Source organism: Paenibacillus amylolyticus (assembly GCF_036894225.1).
Taxonomy (GTDB): domain Bacteria; phylum Bacillota; class Bacilli; order Paenibacillales; family Paenibacillaceae; genus Paenibacillus; species Paenibacillus amylolyticus.
Genome location: NZ_CP145892.1, coordinates 915321 through 938689, shown reverse-complemented (window position 1 = coordinate 938689; position 23369 = coordinate 915321). Strand labels below are relative to the sequence as shown.

The following is a 23369-nucleotide window of genomic DNA, read 5'->3' as shown; positions in this document are numbered from 1 at the left end:
AGTTCTGCCCCCTTATCATATCAATCGCTCTTCACCAAGAGACTTGGCAATCCCGTTGGCGATAAATATGAGCACCAGACTGACCACACTTTTGAAAATGCCTGCTGCGGTGGCAAGTGAGTAGTTGCCGAGATTAATCCCGTATTTCAAAACAAAAATGTCGATCGTCTCGGATACATCCTGCACAAGTCCGTTCCCCAGCAAGTATTGAATCTCAAAACCTGCGTTCAGTACGTTACCAACGTTGATGATGAGCAGGATAATAATTGTTGGTTTGATGCTTGGAAGTGTGACATTGAACATTTTACGAAACCGTCCGGCTCCGTCGATGGAAGCTGCCTCGTACAAGCTCGGATTAATCGACGCCATGGCCGCCAGATAAATAATCGTGCCCCAGCCGATTTCCTTCCACATGCTGGACAGACCTACAATCCCCCAGAAGTACTTTGGTTCGGCAAAAAAATTGATCGGTGCATCAATCAGGCCCAATTTCGTCAACAGCACATTCACTATTCCTGTTTCCGTTGATAATACATTCGCAACAATACCTGTTACGATGATCCATGACAGGAAATGCGGAAGGTAGGAAACCGTCTGTACCACGCGTTTGAACAATACCATTCGCAGTTCATTCAATAAGAGCGCCAGACCAATCGAGCCGACAAATCCCAGAAACAGACTGATCAGGCTCATCGCCAGCGTATTGCGAATGACACGTAAAAATGTAGGGTCCGTGAATAACGTTCGAAAATGATCCACCCCAACCCAATCCTGCTCCATAAAACCAATGCCCGGTCTATAATTCTGAAACGCCATCAACCAGCCCCATAATGGTCCATACGCAAAAATAGCGATAAACGCAATAAACGGAAATGACATCCACATTAATTGTCGCTGACTTTTCATTCTGGACAGGTTGTACCCGATCCAGCTTGTTCCCGCTGGGATATGGCTGGTTTTTAACGAAGGCTGCAACTCCTTTTTGGCCATGTTTTTCTCTCCTTGCTTACGAGTTTATCTATATCACCCAGTCTGGGTGAATCGATTCCATTCCTATCCAATCTCCCAATCTAGCGTGTAAGAAAGGCTACGGGGTTCCCCATAGCCTTTCTGTGTGACAGGCCTTTATCCCCACAGTTCCATACGTCTGCGGACTTCTTCCGTCAGCGCATCTTCATACGCTTTAATATCTGCACTTTCCTTGAGCGTGGCTTGATATTCTTCCCAAGCCTTATCAAATTCGGCTGGTGAAGTCATAATCACTTTTGGCAGCCATTTGCGTTTTACATCGTCCATTTTCTGTCTGGCGATGGTCTCCGGTTTATTCGGTTCAAAATTATAGGTATAGATTGGGAACCACGGTTCATTTTCCTCCGCAGGCTCAAGGAAGTCGGTAAACTTCGTATATCCATAAGCCTTCAGCACTTTTTTGTCGATGTCATTCAATGTGGCAAGGTACTCCTCCGGCTGCTCCTTAGGGTCAAGGGCATTCTTCCCGTCAGCGGTCATGCCTTCATGATGCGGGAAATAGACCAACGGGCTTCCCGTGTTTGCCAGCACCCAGTCCGGATCTTTGGAATTCGCACGTTGCTCTTCATTCCTGGAGAACACACCTTTGTCATCGACTTGGTAATCCACGCCTTCCTGCCCCCAGGTTCTCAATACCTCCATCTCAGGGTCCAGCAAATCATTAATATATTGAAGTGCTCCCTCGATATCCTCGCAGCTTTTTGTAATGGCCAAGCCACCATTCACGTTAAGGATTGGATTGTTCTGATAACGCCCTTTAACATCCTCGGAGAGTGTAATGGACAACGGTACATAGGTTTTGTCATACAATTTTTGCTTCACGAGTGATGCCTCGGCATCAAGGAACTGCCATCCTTGATCCACCATGCCCAGCACACGTCCGGTTGAAATTTTGGAGATATATTGATCATAGTTTGCTGTAAAGGTTTCGTTATCGACCAAACCTTGATGATATACCTCATTGATCTTCTTGAAATATGCCTTCGCTTCCGGAATGGTATTATAGTTTTTGGCCGTCAGCGTTTCTTTATCAACGATGGCTGCGCCTTCGTTAGGATAACCAGCCATGAAGAGCGGAGGGTTCTCCAGTGCGAAATAACGCCAGTCATAGGAGATAATTTCAAATCCAATTGTGGGCTGACCATCAACGGTCGGGTGAGCTGCTTTATACCGTTCAATCAAGTCGAAGTATTGGTCAAGCGTTTTGATTGTCGGATAATTATCCCACTCCAGTACGGCCTTCTGAATCCAGAATGCTTCTCCGTCATGGGATACTTTCATCGACTTTTCTTGTATATTGCCGAATTGAGGAATGAAGTAGATATGTCCATCCGTCGTATTTTTCATCTTCTTCCAGTCTTCGCCCAGGTAATTTTTGATGTTTGGATATTTATCGATGTAATCCTCAAGAGGTACTAACGCTCCTGCTGCTACCAGTTGCTGAGTACCATCACTCCCATCGATAAAATCGGGATATTCGCCGCCTGCAATGAGTACACCAATCCGCTCTTTGGCTGTTTGGCCCGTAAGCCAGTCCATCGTGACTCTGGCGCCTGTTTTCTCCTCAATAGCCTTTAACACCCGATTATCGTCAGGCGCAATTTTTCCCGGTACGGCAAAAAATGCGGAAAATTGTTTCAATTCCCTTCCATCTGCTGTCTTTTCCCCTTTCGAGGACGATCCCGGTGTACATCCAGTGAGTGCGATGACCAGTATTAAAGCGAGCAGAGCACTATACTTGATTCTTTTTCTAACATCCTTTTTCATCATGACCCCTCCATCGATTATATTGACAGAAGCTTTTTGGAAAGCGCTTTCCAAAGGCTGACTTAAAATTATCATGCTTCCATGCCCCTCTCAACGGGATAAACTATAGATGGAATCCCACTAATTCCAGCATCTGCGAAAAAAAATATCCCGCCGCTCCTTCAAGGAGTGCAGGATGTTAATCAAGAGAGTACGCAGCATGGGCACTTTTACGATATTGTGCAGGAGTCTCCCCCATGAGTTTCTCGAACCGGCTAATAAAGTAATCGGAATCCCGATATCCCACCATTGTTGCGATTTCGTATACTCTTTGATCTGTTCTGCGCAACAGCCGGGCGGCTTCCTCAATACGCAATTGATTCAAATAATCACTGAAGCTGATCGAGAAATGCTTTTTAAAAATCTGACCCAGATATGCACTATTCATGTAAAACTGCTCCCCGAGCAATTTCAGGCTGATATTTTCTCTGTAATGCTCGTGAATGAAGGCCTCAATTTTGGCTAATACGCCCATCGCATTTGACTTTTGCTGCTCCTTCAGTTTCTCTGCGCACATGAGCGAGAATTCGCATAAATGATCAATGTTTTCCTCCATGGATAACATCGCGTAGTTCACCTTCAGAAAAGTCGATTCCATCAGCCCGGAATCTGGAGTAACCGCATCGTTATTCACGAGATCCAGCAAAGTGTATGCCAAATAATGCAAGTGGATGCGGACCATACCAGGCTCGATTCTCTCATCCAGAAAAAATTGAAAAATGGCCTTTGCATGACTGTATAACTCATCCGTCTGCTGTTCCTCAATAGACTTGACTAGCCCATCAAACAATTGTTTTTCGAACTGTCCCGGCCGATTAACAAATAAGGTCGTATCCATAAGTTCGAAGTAATAAATGGGCCTGCAAGTGGTGAAGAAACGTAAGCTTTTCATTATGCCGCAGGATTGATAAGACTCGTGCAGCGCCTCCAACTCATGTACTTCCTTCCCGACATAACAAGCAATAGCCGCCTCTTGACCATGGCTCAGATCGGCATGTAATCGGGTCAAATATTGCTCCAAGGTCACTGCCTCACGGTTCACCATCAGGTCCGTAACCATAAGCAGAACCGCATTTTTATCACCTGTGAAGGGCTTCAAAATTTGTCCCGGCAAGGGCTTGCCCACCCATGCCTCAACCCGAGCACACCAATCCGTTCCCTGTTCTGGACCGGCTTCCGCCTCAATCAGGATGCAACGCAGTATGCCGGCATCTTGATAGTGGGGCTGCAGACTCGTAACAGCATCCTCCTCAGCCACCCCAAGCAAGATTGACTGCATATGCTGAGCCATAATAATTCGATCTTTTTTTTGCTGATATCGCTTCTCTTCCGTCCGCGCATTAAATGCGACCCTGAACTCCTCAAGCACCTGAACCAGTTCGGTCTTCACAATAGGCTTGAGAATGTAGTCATCCACCTGGTATTTAATCGCCTGCTTGGCATATCCGAACTCATAGAATCCACTTAGAAGAATCAGCTTGATGTCACCGTTATATTGCTCGTACAAGGTTTTGGCAAGCTGCATTCCGTCCATTTCCGGCATCTTAATGTCGGAAATCACCAGATCGGGCTGCACAGCGCGTATGCACTCCAATGCCTGCATACCATTGGAGGCCTGACCGCAAATCTGAAATCCGTAAGACTCCCAATCAATTAACAATAGAAGTCCTTGGCGAATAAATGGCTCATCGTCCACAATCAGCACGTTGATCATATCCTCGCTCCTTATTCTTGAGATGCCTGCATAAGAGGAATTTGAATGCCAATCGTTGTTCCCTTCCCCTTTTCACTGAATATGTGCACCTGAACGAAATCATCAAAATACATCCGCAGCCGAATATATGCATTCATCATACCAATGCTGCTAAGCTCGCTCATCTGATCCATACTCGGGTCTTGCATCATTTTGCGGAGCGAGGCCAGCTTGTCCTGATCCATACCGACTCCGGTATCTCGAATGGAAATGTACAGCTCATTACTTCGAATTTCGAATAATACCTCCACGACCCCATCATTCGACGTCCCCTCAATACCATGGATACAAGCATTCTCCACAAAGGTGAGAACGGTTAACTTGGGTATCATCATGGCAGCAATGGATTCGTCTGTGATCCGGATTGCAAATTGCAGCTTTTCGCCAAAGCGATACTGCTGGATACTCAGATAACTCTCCACAAAATTGATTTCCTCTGCGATTGTAATCAGATCATCGCCCCAATTGATCGTCTGACGTAACAGCAGTGCCAGTTTATGAATGACATCGGAGGTTTCAAGCTCGTCCTTGATCAGACTCCTCATACGGATCGTTTCAAGCGTGTTGAACATGAAATGGGGATTCACCTGACTCTGAAGGGCTTTCAGCTCCGCCTGCTTCTTGGAGAGCTCAAGGGCTTGCCGCTCCACCTGACCCTTAAACACAATCTCAATCAGGTTCTTGATCTTGATGACCATCATGTTATAACTATGGGTCAGGCTGCCGATCTCGTCTTTGCCCACAGGTCCCGATATCACCTCAAATTTCTCATGCTTCACTTGATCCAGGTGCTTCGCTATCCGATCAACTCTGATGACCAGTGATCTGGATATCAACCAGATTAGCAGTGTCGGCACCAACAGATTAAGAATGATTAGTAAAGTCAAATTAAGCTTGGAATTAACAATCTCCGACAGAACGTCCAATTTCTCCGTGCTGACGACAATCTGCCAATCCTCGGATACGACTGGAATCGATTGCATGGATTGAACAGGATCAATTGGACTGTTTGCAATCAGATTAAATGGCTTGCGCATCTGATTCATTTTTGAATCGTTCGAGAAAATGACCCTGCCATCCGAAACGACATACACCTTCCCATTTGCTCCCTCATTTTTAAGCGATTTGTTGATGAAAGCGTAGTCCAGATCAACCTTTAACACCTTTTCAACCTGCTGCTCCCCAAAGTAATCCAGCTTACGAATAATGCTTACTTTGCGTCCTCCCTGACTTTGCGACATCTCCGCCTGTTGTTTGTCAAAATACGAATAGATCATGATATGGTCGCTCGTTTTCATCAGCGCTTGATACCAATCACTTTTCTTCACCTCTTCATCCAGCTTAATGAAGTTTCCTCCATTGACGAAGGTATCATTGCCAACATAAAACGTAATTTGATTCACCTGCTGGTAGCTGTAATAGTACCTGACCAGATTGTTGTTGCTAAGCATATCATAGTAGGCAGAGTAATAGTCTTCCTGATCGCGATACTTGAACTCCATGAACCGGTTCAGCGTTCCATCGGTATAGAGAAAATTGGACACATACAAGCTATTGTCTATACTGTTCCGCAGGTTGAACTTGATCCTTTGCTGCATTTCATTGAATCGGCTATGCTCCTTCTCTTCAATGTTACCTTTGATGCTTTGGTAAAACACGGTATTTGTGACCAGGACCGGGATCAGCACACAAAAAATGAACAATATGTACAACTTGGTTTTGAGACTCCAATCATCCAGAAACTGAATACGCTTACAGTATTTCTTTCGGCTCATGTTATGTCTTTGTCTCCTCTAACCATGTCATATATCAACATTATTATAACGAGTACAGGATGGGTTGGATACTGCAATCCAGGATTTCCGGGAAGCCTTTAATCAACCTCCCGTTCAACTGGCCCAACAAGACAGACACTAACACCCCACATATTTTCGTATGAACCCGATCTGATCTTAAGTCGAAACGGGTATCTCGTTATAATTTCAAGAGCATTTCGTACTGGCCCACATGATATGTAAAACCTGATTTGACCAGGAGGAAATCTTCCATCGGTTTCAGATGAGACTCCACATTGAGGACACTGATTCTAGGAGATTCTGTGCGTTGGACCATCTCTGTCAGGATGCTGCTTGCAATACCTTTGCCCCGGTAATTTTGGTTCACTGCAAGCTGGGGAATATCACCTGTTTTTTGATCTATAATGCCATAACCAACAATGCTGTGATCCTGACGTGCTACCACATAGATAAAAGCCTCCGGTACAGCGTAGATGGAATCAATTGAATTTTGCCAGGAGGGCTCCACATCCCAAAATTCCTTAAACTGCTCTACATCGATTCTCTCCACACATTCCACCGTGCAGGTCGTTTGCGGTATGAATTGATCTTTTTGCAACTGGAAACATGAAAATTCCCTTTGAATTTTGAAGTTTTGTTTACTGTACAGCTGAACTGCAGATTCGTTGGATTGGATGACTTCCAGCAAATATTGCTCTACATTTTTTTCTTTTAACAGCTTTTGAATATTCAAGAGCAGATTGCTTGTAATGCCTTGCCGTCTGCAATCTTTTACAACGCCTGTCCCAAGATCATATGCAGTTGTCTTTCCATTCCAGCTTCGAAGTCCATTGATAACAAATCCGACCATTCTCTCATCCTTAAAGGCTCCCATAGATATTTCGGGGTGATAACCCCTTCGTTGAAGCATCTGTTGAAACTTCCAAAAAGGCAAATCCATTTTAACCTGGTAGTCGGAGAACGCATCCACAAACGCCTCGTGAAGTGTCTCCATGCTTATTGTGTCCAACAATTTATAACTGTACATTAGGGCACTCTCTCCTTTAAAAAGATGAAAACAATAAAATATTAGGGCTCATGATCCCTATCCTTATTTAAATATTCTACTAAATAGTATTAACACTATACAGTGAAATCCGTAAGATAAAATCTTCTTCCTTCGAAGTTTTCAGACACGCCCTAATAACTAAAATAGACCGCTTCCTGGTTAAGGAATACGGTCTATCGAGTCATCATTCTATGGGGATACCGATTTTGTTAAACCAATTTTGGTGATCACCGTATCATACGGCTCCAATTCCACGGTCTGTTTTCCATGCTCTGTATTGATCGTCGTGGACTGAACCTGATTGCTATTATTGATCACAACCAATATGTTGCTCTCGGGGTAGTAGGCGCACTCCGTATACAAGTTATCCGTGATGTACTTTGTTTCATGGAATTCATTGCCCGCAAATCGAATCAAATTCAGAAGTAGCCTTGTATTTTCCCAGCTGAATTCGAAGGAAGGCAGGTAGATCCCTTTTCCTTTTCCAAAAGCATGTGTGGACAGTGTGATCTGACCATCCGTTTCACTCACTACAGCTGCTGATCCATCAGTAAGATAAATGTTATTTTTCGGAAGTATGCTAGCCCCCTCAGGCACCAAACCATACTCATCACTAACCTCATACGACCATTTTCCATGGACAACTCTGGCGCCTGTATCCTCATCCACCCCAAGCACGTGGGCCATTCTAAAATAGCTGTCGTACCCGTCCATTGCCGAAGGCTGGTTAATGCCAATAAAGGTACCACCCTCATACACCCATTGGGTCAATAAGTCCACAGACTTGTGGTCACTCCAATGCGCTCCACCGCTCCATGCTGAACCTGCAGAGCCGGCATTGATGACGACATCTACATCCTTCAATGCCCCCTGTTGAATATCATCAAAATCAATAAACTGCACGTCAACAGGCAACCCGGCTAAGGCCTCATTCACATGAATCAGATCATGCATATGTGTTTCATGAAAATGACCGGACAAGGTCCACGATCTTAACTTGCCCCAGCTATGCAGCACGGCTACCTTTGTTTTGATCTGATAAGGCTTTCCAGCCTGATGCAGCTCTTTCATTTCCCTGAATTCATGGGCAATCTTCTCGATATAATCCACAAAGTCCGGGTAAGGCTCAACCAGATGCAAATATCCACCCAATCCAATCCGGTCAATCGACTCACGCAGCAGCGCACGCCGGATATTAATCCAGTATTTCTTCGCATCCAGGGTAGGGTCTCCTCCCTCCTTAAAGGTAGGAAGCCCGCCTAAGCCAACCGGAAACAAGTAGGGATGCAATCGAATCTCATGGGTATCAGCCTTAACGCCTGAGCACATTCTAGCCTCATAACCGGAGAACACACATTTGATCATGCCGTCGAATCCAAACTCCTGAAAGCGATCATTGTACGGCTCCATTCCCACCCAGCTGTCATCATAGAAGACATACGCCAGCTTGTTATGTTTGTGCACCATATCAATTAATTTCTTACCGAATTCAATGACAAAATCATTGATAAATGCCATCCAGTCCAGTTTGCGCTGATCCGCAGGCATATGAGTGACCTGATATTTACCGCCATTCACAAAGTCCTCGGCTGAGAGTGAATACCCAAATTTCTGAGCAAACAGATCCAGCGCTCTCGAACTTACCGTGAAATCGTATGAACCCCAATCCGAGAACAGATGGCGATTCCGTTCATCACTGCCCCAGATCCAGGCGAAGTTATAGAATAAGGAGGTAAAACGTACAACCGTTGTTTCCGGATGGTTTTGACACCATGTTTCCATCCAATCTAGTAGATACGTTTGCGTTTCCGTATAGATCGGGTCAATCTGCATCAGATGCTCTTTATCCCAGTTATTCGTCGTATGATTGTACATGGAAATCTCTTCCCATATCCGATAGACCATGAAACTCACCGTGTATTTATGCCAAGGAGCAACACCAGTAATGACAACATTGCCAGATTCCCTTTCATAATTCCATTGTCCTCTAGGTACCTCTTCCCCAGTCGTTCGATCATAAACCTGCCAATATTTAAACGCTTCTTTGGAATCATTCACCCTGAATTGTTCAGCGAAGAAGTCCTCCATCAGATAGATGGATACATAATCTTGCACAGCGACCTTCGGATTCGTAATGAGAAAACATTGCTGCAGTTTATCCAGATTACGGGATGCCCACTCATTATGATCCCGAATAATGCAAATGGTTGAATAGATGCCATATCCGGCATTGATAATCTCATCGGACAATTTCGTACCGTCACTGTCACGGATTACATCGGCACCCCAGCGATCGGCAAGTTCCAGCGTCAGTGCTTCATAACCGGATTCTCCCGGTAGTGTAAAGGAGCCTTTGGTTGTTTTGGACAATGTGGTTCCCTCCCTATCTCAACATATCGGACAGAAAAGCGAGCGCCAGGCCCTGACCCCAGCCCTGAATCCAGTCTTTTGGAATATTGCGATAGCCATCCCGATCCTTCATTACCGCCGTACCGCCAGATACACCAAGCACACGCCCATCTTCGCTAATGTTGTTCAGGATACCTTCCAGTGCTTTTTGCACATATTTCGTATGCAGTGGATTACCGTTATTGATCATGGCTGCTGCAATACCCGCGGAAGCCGACACCTCTTCATACGATTCTTCGTCATCCAAAACCGTACGCCACAAGCCGTTCTCGGTCTGCACCAGCTTGAGAGCCGCCAACTGATCGCGAAGGGCACACTCTACATCCATACATTGCGGATACAAGTACCAGTCGTTCAATTGCGGTTTCACCTGAGACATGGTATAGGCTCCCCAAGCATTCGCTCTTCCCCAGTAAAATCCGGACATGTGGTCCTTGTTGATATGGTTATAACCGTGATACCACAGACTGCTGCTCGGATCTTGCAGGTATTTGATATGCCAGTAATACTGATTCAGCGCATCCTGGATCATGGCTTCGTCTTTTAATTTGCTACCTACACGGAGCAGGAAAAATGCCGCCATAAACAAGGTATCCGCCCAAGCCTGTTCCGGAAAATCATTGGAAACGGATACTGTATGCTGAAGCACGTTGTCTCCAAAGCGAAGCGCATGATTCTGGAGATAATCGACTTTGCTGAGAACAATATCCCAATATTTCTGATCCCCGGTTTCTTCATATAAAGTGATGAGCACATGACCCATGGCACATGTATTTACAGTCCAACTTGGCAGACCCAGCTCGATATATTCGTCCGCCCATTTCACCAGCCTGTCCAGTATTTCTTGGTTGCCTGTCGTCTGATAGGCTCTGGATACACCGTAATACGCCACACCGCCGGGCCAATCCCATGTCAGATCCATATCCAGTGTTTTCTTGGTAACGTTCTCGATTACGTTCAGAATCTGTTCTCTGTCATATTTCACTTGAAGCATTGTTATTCCCCTCTCCCTGCGCACACGCCCCCAAGTGCACCCTGAGAGGTGTCCGTCCATTTTTGTAAACGCTTTACTTATTCCATTGTACGCAGTAAAATAGTCTCAATCTAAGCATATTCACAACAAAACTGTGCAATTTCAATCATTTATACATAGGAGTCCTCGAAAATGCCTAAACCGAAGAAACCTGTCATTGAATATCGTCACTATAGCCTGCCCATTGATTTTCCTGTCCTGTTACTCAGTGGAGACCGCTGGAGAATATCCGATATCAAGAGTGAGCATCTTCATTTCCATAACCACATGGAGATTGGCATCTGTTATTCCGATGGAGGAATCATGGAGATTAAGGGAGAATCTGTGCCTTTTCGAGCAGGCGATGTCACGTTCATTCCCCGCTATCTTCCGCATACCACGTACAGTTCACCTAATAACGCCAGCCTGTGGGCTTATATCTTTTTTTCACCGGAAGAACTCTTCCGCCATTCGCTCAAAGCAGCACAAACTCACATTGAACCGAATTTATGGGCGATTCAGGGGACCAATTGCATCCTGAATAAAGAACAACATCCCAAAATTCACATGCTCGCAACATCAGTAGTAGAAGAAATGAAGCAGCAGTCCCCCTACTATCGGGAGAGCGCGTACGGCTTGTTGATGTCTCTATATATCGAACTGCTTCGAATTCATGCGAGCAGCGAGCGCTTGTCATCTCAGGATCAGGAACGGGAACGAGACCTCCAAGGTAACTTGGTCATCTCACCCGTGCTGGAGTTTATCACCAAAAACTATATGATGCCTGTGACCATCGATTACCTCGCTGAACTGTGTCATCTGAGTACAACGCATTTTCGCCGCAAGTTCCATGAAATTATGGGAACCACACCGCTCGATTTTCTGAATAGTACCCGGGTCGAAGAGGCGTGCAAGCGATTAAAAAGCACGGAGGCCTCCGTTCTGTCCATCTCTGAGCAGGTCGGCTTCCAATCCATCTCCAGCTTTAACCGTTGCTTCGCCAAACTGATGGGAGAATCACCCAAAGCCTGGCGCAAAGGCGCTCATACAGAAGCACAGTCTGCAAAAGCGTCGATATTGGAATTCACGGGGTGGGTATGAAGAAATTTGTCGAAATGTGATTGCACCCCCCAGAGATATTCGCTACAATGCCGATAGAATACAAGAGATTTTGTCCGAAGCTACCAAAGGATTGAACAATCTCTAAAGGAGCAGCATTTCGTGTTATTAAAAATTTCAGGCGTTGTCCTGACGGTTGTAGTCGCTGTTACCGTACTGCTCCTGTCAACAATCAGAGAACCACAATCTGCTGCGCTTCATGCCCGTCAAGGTGTTCTGGACCTCTCGGCTTGGGACCCTGAACAAGACGAGCGGATCAAGCTGGACGGGGAGTGGGAATTTTACTGGGAGCGATTGCTTCCTGACGAATCTGCAACATCGAATCAGGCTGGTCCAACGAAAGCACCCGACACTTATGCAACCGTTCCCGGCTCCTGGAATCGACTTAAAGTGGATGGTGAACGACTGCCAACCCACGGCTTCGCCACGTATCGACTGGTGCTGCGTAATGCACCTGTTGAAGGAACGCTGGCGATCAAAAAAATGAACATTCGTTTTGCCAGCGAAATCTATATCAATGGCAACAAGCTACTGGAAGATGGGCATGCCGTGGAGAAATCCGCAGGTTACCGACCAGGAAACTCCCCCCAGATTGGCTTTTTCCCTTATCATGGCGGTGACATTGAGATTCTGATCCGGGTGGCTAATTATGATTACACGGACGCTGGCATTCCGGGGCCACTCTTTTTCGGCGAACAAGCAGCCATGCTGAAAAAACATCAAATCAGCACAGCCGTTGAATTCGGCACGCTTGCTGTATTGGCTACCATTTCGATCATATTCCTCATCAGTTACCTGGGGTCTGCGCTCTACCGAAACAGGGACGATTCCCTGCTGCTGCTTGGTCTAATCTGTCTGCTGTATGCACTCTATAACGGCATGATCAGCGAACGTGTGTTATCCATGGCCGGCACGGAAATTTCCTTTAGCACGCTCTATAAATTAAAAGATTTCTGCTCCGTCGCATGTCTGGGTCTGTTAACCTTTTACTTCTACCGATTCAAAACACGCATCCTGTCCGGTTTGCTCACGGCGGTGATCCTGATCATCTTCGGAGCTTACTTATGTATGGTCACGCTCCTGCCTATTTCCATCTATGGGCTGGCTGCACCTTACGTCGTCGTTATGTACACGTTGATGCTGCTCTGGTTGCTGTATCAATGTGCAAAACAATTCCTAACCAGTGAGAAGGGCGAACGGCTGTCTACTTTTCTGTGGTACGCAGCTCTCTTAAGCATCATGCTGTACTGTCTGGACATTAATCTCTTCTCGATCTCGCTCAAGGAAAATATGAACATCGGACAGGCTTCCATTGTCCTGTTCAGCATCCTGATGCTGTTTCTGGCGGTGCTTCGGTTCTTCGAGGCCTATCGTACGGTCCGCACCCTCAAAGATCAGTTGCTCTTGCTGGACAAGGTGAAGGACGACTTCCTGTCCAATACTTCGCATGAGCTCAAAACACCGCTGAACGCGATTGTTAACATCAGTGAAAGCCTGCTTAAAGGCGCAGAAGGTCCCCTTACCGATGAGCAAGCGCACAATCTGGCGATCGTGACGGGAAGTGGCAGACGATTAACCTATCTGGTCGATGAATTACTGGATTATTCGAAAATGAAACATGGCGACATCCCGCTCCACCGGTCTTCGACCGATCTGTACTCGTTTGTCGAATCGGTCATGCGTATGCACTCCTTCCTGCTTGGCGCGAAAAAGGTGGAGCTTATCAACCGCATCCCGGCGCATTTCCCGCCGATCTATGCAGACGGCAACCGACTGATTCAGATTTTGCATAATCTGATCGGCAATGCCGTTAAGTTCACGGAACGTGGCACGGTAAGCATCAAAGCTACGGTTGTGCAAGGCAAAGCGGAAATACGCATTGTGGATACCGGCCGTGGTATCGGTACGGACAAGCTGGAACATATCTTCCTGCCGTTCGAGCAGGAAGCGGATACGGGGCCAGTCGTTGCTGGAGGCACCGGTCTAGGACTAAGCATTACGCGCAAGCTGGTCGAGCTGCATGGCGGAACCATTCATGCGGAATCAGCACCCGGCATGGGTGCTACGTTCATCCTGACCTTTCCGCTGGCAGAGAATAAAGGAGAGAAACGTTCCAACGTCATGCCACTTACCATCGCTCCTACAGGTCCTGGTAATCGGCTACTCCGGTTCGAAGAACCAACGATTGTACAAGGGAATAAAGACGAATGGATCATCGTTGTGGATGACGACTCGGCTAATTTGCAGACGATTGTTAATCTCTTGAAGCTGGAAGGATACAGTTATGCAGTCACTTCACGCTCACCTTCAGTACTGGAGCTGCTGGACAAGCTACCTGCCGTGCAACTCGTCATTGCTGATATCATGATGCCTGACATGTCGGGTTACGAATTGCTGGAACGGATCAGGGAGCGCTTCTCTCCTTCCGAGTTGCCTGTACTCATGCTGACGGCGAGTAATAAAGCCCATCAATTGAAGCTGGCCTTGGAGAAAGGCGCCAATGATTTTGTATCCAAGCCGTTCGAATCGGAGGAACTGCTGGCACGGATCGGCGGTTTGACTCGGATGAAAACATCCGTGCAAGCTGCGCGAGATGCGGAAATATCTTTTTTGCGGTCACAGATGAACCCGCACTTTCTGTATAACGCCCTGAACGCCATTGCCGAATTGTGCGTGGATGCGCCAAATCGGGCAGAACAATTGATTTTGCAATTATCGAGTTACTTACGACGGAGTGTGCACTTTAAACATCTGGACTCAAAAACTAGCCTAATGAACGAACTGGAGATGATCGAGGCATACGTAGCGATTGAGCAAGCCCGCTTTGGCTCAAGGTTGGAGGTCATTATCGATGTGGATGCTGATGTGAACCGGAACATGGACATTCCACCGCTCACGTTACAGCCCCTGATCGAAAACGCAATTCGGCATGGGCTGATGTCCAGCATTCGCGGTGGTCGGGTCATGTTGTCTATCCGCAACCTGAATGATACGGAAACACGGTTCACCATCGAGGACAACGGAATTGGCATAACCAAGCAACGGATGGACGAAATTCGGCAATCCACGGACGGCAGTAACGGCGTTGGACTATGGAATATTTCCAGCCGGTTGAACCTGCTGTATGGCAGACACCTTCAGATGGAAAGTCTGGACGGCGAGGGAACGCGGATTACATTTGATCTTCCAAATCAACGTCTAAGCACAGATGGGAACGGGGGTTATGAAACATGAAGATGAAAGTCATCATCGTGGACGATGAGGATTTGTCGCTGAAGCGACTGAATCGCATTTTGACAGAAAGCGGAGAAGTCAAGGTATCTCGTGCGTTTCATGACCCGGAGGAAGCCTGTGAATATGCGGCAGAGAATAGCTTCGATGCGGCATTTCTGGACATTACGATGCCTCGCATCTCGGGTATGCAACTCATTGGTGAACTGCGTAAACATCATCCTTCGCTTCCAATCGTGCTGGTGACCGGTTATGAGGAATATGCGGTGCAGGCCTTCGACAAAGAGGTCATCGATTACGTCATCAAGCCGGTCACGGCTGAGCGACTGAACCGCAGCATCAAACGGTTGCAGGAAAAGCTTCACAAGTCCGTGACAACACCTGAACCAGCGGTGCCTGGACCCAAACTGAACGTTCGTCTGTTCGGTGAATTCACCGTGTTTGGCGGTGCCGGAGCAGACAGTCCCATCAAGCTTAGAACGCCCAAAACCGAAGAGTTACTTGCATTCTTGCTGTATACCAAATCAACCACCCGCGATGCCTTGGCCGATACGTTGTGGAAGGACCTCAGTCCGCAGAAAGCCTGGACCAACATCAATTCCACACTGTACTACGTGCGACGTGCCATCGGTGATAACAGTGACGTGCCGATCATTCTCAAGGACAGAAACGGTATCCGTATCGACCGGGAAGCGATTAACTGTGATCTGTACGAGTTCGAGACTTTGTTCCGGCAGATGCGTCAGGCCTCGGCACATCGCCCCGAGCTCTTCGAGCGGATGGATACGTTGTATACGGGTGAACTTCTGAAAGGAAGGCATTATGAGTGGGCTTTTGCGTGGTCCAGACAGCTGGAACTGGATTTCATCATGACGATGGAAACTGCGGCCCACTATCACGCGAAGGCAGGCGAGCCGTTACGGGCGCTGTATTATTTTGAACGTATCCTCCAGATTGATTCGATTCGGGAAGATATTCATCGCGAGATCATCCTGTTGTATCTGTCGCTTGGACGAAGAACCGAAGCGCAGCGACAGTATCTGGTGCTGGAGGAACTGCTCAAAGAGGAGCTTGGCTCCAGTCCGGCAGCAGATATCAAACAACTGCTACGACAATCATGAAATAGCAAAAAAGCCCATGCCTTGGCATACTGAACTGCTCCTATCGTAGTCTTCTACGGTCTACTATGACAGGGAGCAGTTCAGTGTTGCTTTAGGCTTGGGCTTTTTTTCAACATAGATGGACGTTCATTCGTCCTTGCAGGATGATTTTACATCATCAATGTCTAGAATCAATTACTCATTTATAAGTTTTTCTGTATTAAGGGTAAAGCCTTCAATCACAACATCTTCGTCCACTTCAATCATGATGCAACGTCTGCCTTGATAATTCACCTGTTTCACATATCTCAGGTCTTGCGGGCTAACCGAAATTGTAGCAACCTTGGTTTCAATCTTAATGGACTTCGATGTGAACTTCGGCATAACACTAGTTGCCTTCATCTCATAGTTCTTGTTGTCTACGATCGTTTCGAAGGCACGTTCTACTTTCTCTGTTGTCAGATCCTCTATACCGCTTGCGGTCAGTACACGTTCCAGATCTTTATAATCCAGCTTCGGAGGTTCTTCCTCATGGGACTCTTCGTTAATCTCGATGACTCGGTTGATCTCCTCATATACATGTGCAATGGTGGCTGAATCTAGCTGTTCACCGGCCACTTCCTTGACGATATCTTCGAAGATCGCCCGTTCTTCCAGTGCGGTAACGGATCTTTCTCCATTCAATACATTTTCAACAAAATGCGGATCCGGGAAATTGGATTTCCCTGTACAATACAGAACACGATTCACATCGGAGTAGTTGTCCGTTACGCTAGGGTACAGGAATCCTTGCTCTGGCGTGCTTAATTTGATAATCGGATCGACAATAATGTTGTATTTGAACTCTCTCTCCACGTAATCAAACAAGAGCGTCTTCCGCTGCTTCTCCGTGGAATTCACGCTGCACAGAATGAACGGATGGGCGAACACCTCGTTCTTCTCACTCTCTTCCGTGGCTTCGTTTCTAGCCTTGGTCGGCAGATAATACTGTCCACGCACGAACGTAGCTACCATATCTCGCTCAAACTTCGTATCCACCAACATCCGATCCACGAGCAGCAGCATCAGATCCTGCCATTCATCCGGATCACCTGTTACCAGCGCCTGGTGAAGCAGCACCTGGGCCGGGTCCTCCGCCGCTTCCTGGAACTTCAACTCAAACAACTTCTGATCCAAATCACCTGTCAGCAATTTTTTGAAATTGCCCATGTACAGCTCCTGCTTCTCTCTGTCCACCAGTTCGAACGGGTGACGCTCCCAGTGATAGACCTCATTCGTTTCCTTCGTAATATACACGTTGAGAATATCGTAAATATTCAGTAGATCGTGATCGAGTTTAAACTGCTTGCGTATATGCGCGACTTCTTTTTTATTCATGATTCGTTAGACAACTCCCACAATATATAATTTTATCTGCGTGCAGCTCTATATCCTAAAAGCCAGTGCTCCCTTGGAAGTTTTCATCTGAGCAGTAGGTCACAAATGGGCGCAGCTATGGAGTAGCTGGATCAAGCCGTTCTTGCTCTCCATTTCTGTACTCTCAGTGAGAAATTATATCATATAATGATGACGATTAATGAGAAACAATCTATGGTATTTCCCTCTTTATCACGATCCATTTTTGAATATGGAAAATAGCTCGCCGTATGGGAGCACGAATGAGATTTAAAAGAAAACAGAAAGACGCAACAGGAATGACTCCCGTGCGTCTTTTTTCGTTGTTTAACGATTCTTAAAAAATTAATTACTGCTCGGCAATATATCCATATTCAACAGGGGTGCTCTGCTGGAAGAAACTTTCCTTGTTTCCCGCAGAAACAGTAATCCCATAAACAAGGACACTCCGCCAATAATAATCAGCAATGCCCCCAACTCCTGACTGTAGGCTGTCAGCGCCCCGTCCCTAAACGCCATTCCACGAATCAGACGGTTAAGCCAGTTCATGGGTAATGCCCATGCGAACATTTGGAACGGTTCTGGGAACGCCAGCGGCGTTAATTGAATTCCCGTAGCCAAAAAGGAGGGATACAATACAAAACTGGTTCGTAGGCTTACTTTCGACATATCTTTGGCAGTGTATCCAATCAGCATACCCATGAGTGACAAGGCAAAAGCATAAACAACTAACGGAATGATAAAAAGATAAGCCTCTGCTTCAAACCGCATTCCCCCCACCTGCTTTAATAATCCATAGGATAGAAGTAGCGAAAGCGAACTCAACACAGTGTAAGGTACACTCCGAACCCATAGCTGGAAAGGTGACCTTCCGTTTACAAACAGTTTCCCTTCCTGACGAAGCCGGGGTACAATTGAGCCCGCTGCGCTTGTCGTAATCATCAATACTACGATATTTACAAATCCAAGCACCATAAAACCGACATAACTGGAGGTTGGATTAAACAGCATCCGTTGCTGAAGGGATAACGGTGACACGATTCCTTTAGCTGTCTCGGCATCCATCCCCTTTTGGATCAGACGTGTCATGGAAAGGGTCATATTCTCTGTCTGGATGATCTCCTGAATCGCAGTGCGAATACCGGTTAACCCCGAGGGCATCGTGTTATCCATCAAGATGCCGATATTTGTCGATTTCCCTTGTTGTTGACGCAAACCCAACTGATTGGGAAGCATAATGACCGCTACAGCCTGCTCGTTGGCAAGCAATGTTTCAGGACTCATTCGGCTCGCATATACGCTTTTGACGCTCATATATTGTGACGCATTTATCTTGGAGATCAATTGCCGTGAATATTCGCTATGATCCTCATCAATAACCACAACTGGTGATTTATTAAGTTGATTCTGCGAGAACATTAATCCAAAAAATAGGGCCGCAATCATTGGCCCAATAAAAATTAGCCGTATATACTTACTGTCCGCGACGTACTTCCATTCGTCAATCAGTGATTTCATCAATTTTCACCTCTGCTGTCATCCCCGGAAGCAAATCGGTATTCGAATCCATCGATATTCGGACCAGAAACATACTTAAATCGGCTTGCCCTTTTTCCCGCGACATACGCAAGTTCGCAAACTGAGGAGCAGTTGAGATAGAAATAACGCTCCCCTTCACCTGCGTTGGCTGATCCAAATAAGGGAAATGAACATCAATGCTTTGATTCACTTCAAGCTGTTGAATTTCACTTTCCTGTATGTAAAGGTCGGTGTAATACGTATTCTTTTGCACAACTGCTAGCGGGACTCCTGCTTGGACTTGATCCCCCTTCTCTACATTAACTCGGTCAACCAATCCGTCATACGGTGCGAGTACCTCCTTATCTCCCTCCCCAGCTGATTTCACTTTGAAAAGTACCTCTCCCTCTTTCACAGAGTCACCTTCAGACGCACCCGCCTCTGCAATCGTCCCGGGACTATTCTGATAAAATAATGTCGTTTGCTCTGCCTCAAGTATGCCTTGTTTCCGGCTCTCGGCCTGACTTACAGCATCCTTTCCTTTAACAGCCAAAAGTGAACCTCCAACAATGAGCACCATCGCAATTCCGATATACAAACCTGCTTTTAACTTCATCTTTTTATCTCTCCCATTCCCAATCCTCGTGTATGGTTAAATTTGCTGACTATTTCTGCTTTTTCATTTTGGTGACCGCGTTCTCGGCTGCCTCCATGATCACTTCTCCCAAAGTGGGATGAGGGTGAATCGTCATGGCCAGATCTTCCACGGTTGCTCCCATCTCGATCGCAAGTGCGAGCTCCGATATCAGTGTAGATGCCTCCACGCCGACGATTTGCGCGCCAATGACAATTCCTGAAGTCGGGTCAGCCACTATTTTCACAAAACCTTCGGTTTCCCTTAACGCCAATGCTCTTCCGTTGATTCCAAAAGAAGATTTTCCAATAACCACTGGAATGGCCTGTGTTTTGGCTTCCGTCTCACTTACTCCAACACTGGATAGCTCCGGATCAGAAAAGACAACAAGTGGAATCACCTTGTAATCCACTTTGGAGGTGAGACCCGCAATGGCCTCTGCAGCTACTTTGGCTTCATAGGATGCCTTGTGAGCAAGTGCCGGACCGGCTGTAATATCTCCAATGGCATAAATGTGCGGGATAACCGTTCTGCACTGTTCATCCGTCTCAACCAGTCCTTTGTTCGTTACGGGCACACCTATGCGTTCCAGTCCTAACTGGCCGTCTGTATTGGGTTTCCTGCCGATTGTAACCAGTACATATTCTGCTGTAACTTGTTGTTGCTCCTGATTTTTTGAATAATGCAGTGTAACGGAATCCGCATTCCGCTCCACCTTTTCGGCAATCGCTCCGGTTACGATGTTGATGTCATCCGCCTTCAATTGTTTGACTACAGGGGCTGCAAGTTCCGCCTCGAATCCGGGCAACACTTGTGCGCCACCCTCAAGAATCGTTACCTTTGTTCCGAATTTCGCATACATCTGTCCAAGCTCCACACCAATATAACCTCCGCCGATAACAATCAGACTACTCGGAACCTCCCCCAAAGACAGTGCTTCTGTGGAAGACAAGATACGACCTCCAACTGGAAATGCTGGCAGCTCAATTGGACTAGACCCCGTTGCCAGTATCAGATTTCTAAAAGAAATGATTTGCTCCTGTCCAGTTTGCTGGATCATGGCTGTGTGCTCATCCACCAGACGGGCCTCTCCTTCCAGAATGTTCACACCCGCAGTCTTTAACAAATAGTGGACGCCACCTGCCTGTTTATTCACAACCCCCTGTTTAAAATCCTGAGCAGTCTTAAATGTCGCTGCCGAGTCAGTTTGATTGAACTGTCTGAACCAATCATAGCGATGCGATTCCGCAATTAAGGCTTTGGATGGTATGCAACCCACATGTGTACAGACCCCGCCGAGCTGTTTACGTTCAACAATCGCCGTCTTCATCCCCAACTGCGAAGAACGAAGCGCCGCCACATATCCCCCTGGACCTGATCCAATAACTAACGTATCCACAGATTCAAGCTTGCTCATATTCTGATACCTCCCGATTTGAAGTCATTTTAAAATATGATGACCGTAATATATTATAACCATCATATTTTAAGACCGTCAACAACCGTATTTGGCCCTTTTCTAAATCAACTGATATTCAGTCGCCAAATTGACAGGCTTTATTATGATGACTATAATATTTTAAAAAGCATAATGATGAAACTATGGAGTGAATGATCATGCCCTATCCCAAAGGACATAAGATAAAAGTACGAGGTAAGATTGTTGAAAGTGCGGCTCGAGCTTTTCGCACCAATGGTATCCAGGAGGTGAGTGTCCCGTTTATTATGAAGGGAGCTGGATTAACTCACGGAGGGTTCTATTCACACTTTGACAACAAGGAACAATTAGTTGCCGAAGCCTGCGAATATGCCATCAGTGATACCATTGCACTTCTACAGAACGTGGCTGATCAGCAAGAGCAAAATCCCAAAATCAATAAAGTAATCGATTATTATTTGAGTCCGTATCACCGCGACCAAACAGAAATGAGCTGTATTTTCCCCGCCCTTTCCAGCGAAATATCCCGTTCGTCCGAAGAGGTTCGGCAGGTGTTCACCCATGAATTGGAGCGGATGATCACTTTTATCTCCAATCTGGCTGAGATCGATATGTCCAGCGGTCGTGCACTGTTCAGTACAATGGTTGGTTCGCTTGTACTTGCACGCTCTGTTAGTGATCCTGAGCTTAGCGACAGCTTTCTCTCGGCGGGCAGGCAGCAAGCCAAAGAAATGGTTAAAAGGAACGATATGTAGCCTCGATGTTGCTATATGCTTATTAACTAGCTGTCAACAAAAAACACGCCTATAAATGGCGTGTTTTTCTTATCTGTTTGCAACTAAATAACTTCCATACTAGCCACCGTAACGCTCTTCTCGCACTCAAAGTACGAGGTCATTAACATTCCCAAACTTTTATAAAAACGAATTATTGTTCATCTATTAGCTCCAAGAAAAATATGGTATACTCACAGAGCAATGGAAAGGCTTATATGGGCGGTCGGCTAATCTCCCGGAAGGGAGGTGATGCCTTGTGACAGTATTTGAAGCAATTATGCTAATGCTTACCTTCGGTTTGCTGATTGTAGCGTTGCTGTCCAATAAAGACAAATAGACCGCCCTCTGGCTAAGGGATGCGGTCTATTTAGTCGGTACCCTGTTTGTTAAGCCCACCGCCCTTAAAAGCGGCTATTGCATCAGAGAGTCGTGTTAGCGCACGGCTCTCTTTGCATTATAAGCTGTTTCTGTCCTCATTATAACATGGAGATTGTGGATTTCAATCCTACGATAACCATATATTCCGTATGTTAAAACTGACGCTACGGCGAAAATTTCAGCATCTTACATATTTACGCTTGAACCCCGTCCGCCCTTTTTCCACTGCCTTTTGGATATTCTCAGAGGCATTCAGCAGCTTACTCTTGGGCTTATCCTTGTTCACTTCGACAGGTCCCACAGCCTTGGCTATCTCCACTGCCTGATCGTGCAACGGTTGATAGGATGTTGCAACGGTATACAGGAAATTGTTCATCGAATATTTCGTTCGTTCCGGAGATTCGTGAATCGTCTTTTTCACCTGTTCCAGCATCTCCATCAGTTTATTCTCCGAAAACTCAGCATCCTTTCGACTGCCGAGTAACCAACAGTAACAGCTCCATCCTGCTGACATTTTCAGCTCATCTCCGCTGGCGATCCACTTATCCGAAACTTCTTGAGCAATATCCGTCTCGGCTAACGTCACAGCAACGATAAAGTCAGAGATCATGTAAAAATAAGCAGCGTCAATCCAACGGTCAAAATCAGCTTCCGTCATCGCTTGAGGATCGGCAATCACGCCCGCAAAGTACATCGCATCATAATTCCCCGTTGCATATAGTTGCTCTACCAAAGGTTGATCCTTTTTGATCCGCTTCGCCATTGGTTTCATCGCCCCGGTTGCCACGCCAAATAGCGGTTCATGCGCACCATTGGAGATATAGATTTTTTTCGTTCGTTCTTTGCCCAGCGCTTCAAGCTCCTGCATCACTTCATCTAGATTCATTTCGTGACACTCCCAATCCTATAAATTATATATCTGATCAT

17 protein-coding genes are annotated in these 23369 nt (G+C 46.3%); 5 read left to right on the top strand and 12 right to left on the bottom strand.

What is annotated here, in order from left to right; genetic code table 11:
* Positions 1–15: 15 nt before the first annotated feature.
* The 7 genes from V6668_RS04285 to V6668_RS04255 form a co-directional block, all read right to left on the bottom strand.
* Positions 16–990, bottom strand: coding sequence for an ABC transporter permease (locus tag V6668_RS04285; protein ID WP_036606005.1), 975 nt, complete (start codon positions 988–990; stop codon positions 16–18).
* A 135-nt stretch (positions 991–1125) separates the two neighbouring features.
* A complete protein-coding gene (locus V6668_RS04280) occupies positions 1126–2799 on the bottom strand; it encodes an extracellular solute-binding protein (RefSeq protein ID WP_235200699.1) in 1674 nt (557 codons plus the stop codon).
* Positions 2800–2974: 175 nt separating this feature from the next.
* Complete coding sequence (locus V6668_RS04275) at positions 2975–4549, bottom strand: response regulator (protein WP_100526369.1); 1575 nt, start codon at positions 4547–4549, stop codon at positions 2975–2977.
* Between the two features lie 11 nt (positions 4550–4560).
* Entirely contained in the window at positions 4561–6363 is a 1803-nt protein-coding gene (locus V6668_RS04270) for a sensor histidine kinase (protein ID WP_338707779.1), read from the bottom strand.
* A 199-nt stretch (positions 6364–6562) separates the two neighbouring features.
* Positions 6563–7411 (bottom strand): GNAT family N-acetyltransferase, encoded by an 849-nt coding sequence (locus V6668_RS04265; protein WP_338707778.1) that lies wholly within the window; start codon positions 7409–7411, stop codon positions 6563–6565.
* A gap of 210 nt (positions 7412–7621) precedes the next feature.
* A complete protein-coding gene (gene gnpA / locus V6668_RS04260) occupies positions 7622–9802 on the bottom strand; it encodes a 1,3-beta-galactosyl-N-acetylhexosamine phosphorylase (RefSeq protein WP_338707777.1) in 2181 nt (726 codons plus the stop codon).
* Between the two features lie 13 nt (positions 9803–9815).
* Positions 9816–10835: a glycoside hydrolase family 88/105 protein gene (locus V6668_RS04255; RefSeq protein ID WP_338707776.1), complete on the bottom strand. Its 1020-nt coding sequence runs from the start codon at positions 10833–10835 to the stop codon at positions 9816–9818.
* Between the two features lie 171 nt (positions 10836–11006).
* Between V6668_RS04255 and V6668_RS04250 the strand changes: the two genes are divergently transcribed.
* The 3 genes from V6668_RS04250 (at position 11007) to V6668_RS04240 (ending at position 16324) form a co-directional block, all read left to right on the top strand.
* Positions 11007–11954 carry an AraC family transcriptional regulator gene (locus V6668_RS04250; protein ID WP_338707775.1) on the top strand — a complete coding sequence of 316 codons (948 nt, stop codon included), beginning with the start codon at positions 11007–11009 and terminating at the stop codon, positions 11952–11954.
* A gap of 120 nt (positions 11955–12074) precedes the next feature.
* Entirely contained in the window at positions 12075–15206 is a 3132-nt protein-coding gene (locus tag V6668_RS04245; protein WP_338707774.1) for an ATP-binding protein, read from the top strand.
* Positions 15203–16324: a response regulator gene (locus V6668_RS04240; RefSeq protein WP_053061355.1), complete on the top strand. Its 1122-nt coding sequence runs from the start codon at positions 15203–15205 to the stop codon at positions 16322–16324. Before V6668_RS04245 ends, V6668_RS04240 begins: the two co-directional genes overlap by 4 nt.
* 174 nt (positions 16325–16498) lie before the next feature.
* On the opposite strand, the gene V6668_RS04235 is transcribed toward V6668_RS04240, so the two are convergent.
* From V6668_RS04235 to lpdA, 4 genes are all read right to left on the bottom strand, one after another.
* The gene (locus V6668_RS04235; protein ID WP_036668338.1) at positions 16499–17680 is read right to left on the bottom strand and encodes a DUF4317 domain-containing protein; all 1182 of its coding nucleotides are present in this window, start codon (positions 17678–17680) and stop codon (positions 16499–16501) included.
* Between the two features lie 363 nt (positions 17681–18043).
* The gene (locus V6668_RS04230) at positions 18044–19216 is read right to left on the bottom strand and encodes an ABC transporter permease (RefSeq protein WP_338707773.1); all 1173 of its coding nucleotides are present in this window, start codon (positions 19214–19216) and stop codon (positions 18044–18046) included.
* The gene (locus V6668_RS04225) at positions 19200–19832 is read right to left on the bottom strand and encodes an HlyD family efflux transporter periplasmic adaptor subunit (protein ID WP_338707772.1); all 633 of its coding nucleotides are present in this window, start codon (positions 19830–19832) and stop codon (positions 19200–19202) included. The genes V6668_RS04230 and V6668_RS04225 overlap by 17 nt, the downstream gene beginning before the upstream one ends.
* 49 nt (positions 19833–19881) lie before the next feature.
* Positions 19882–21267, bottom strand: a complete 1386-nt coding sequence (gene lpdA / locus V6668_RS04220; protein WP_338707771.1) for a dihydrolipoyl dehydrogenase — start codon at positions 21265–21267, stop codon at positions 19882–19884.
* 200 nt (positions 21268–21467) lie between these two features.
* Between lpdA and V6668_RS04215 the strand changes: the two genes are divergently transcribed.
* Complete coding sequence (locus tag V6668_RS04215) at positions 21468–22043, top strand: TetR/AcrR family transcriptional regulator (RefSeq protein WP_100526358.1); 576 nt, start codon at positions 21468–21470, stop codon at positions 22041–22043.
* A gap of 277 nt (positions 22044–22320) precedes the next feature.
* Positions 22321–22401: a putative holin-like toxin gene (locus tag V6668_RS32195; protein WP_370739116.1), complete on the top strand. Its 81-nt coding sequence runs from the start codon at positions 22321–22323 to the stop codon at positions 22399–22401.
* 219 nt (positions 22402–22620) lie between these two features.
* Here the strand turns inward: V6668_RS32195 and V6668_RS04210 are convergent, their stop codons facing one another.
* The gene (locus V6668_RS04210) at positions 22621–23328 is read right to left on the bottom strand and encodes a DNA alkylation repair protein (protein ID WP_338707770.1); all 708 of its coding nucleotides are present in this window, start codon (positions 23326–23328) and stop codon (positions 22621–22623) included.
* Positions 23329–23369 lie beyond the last annotated feature (41 nt).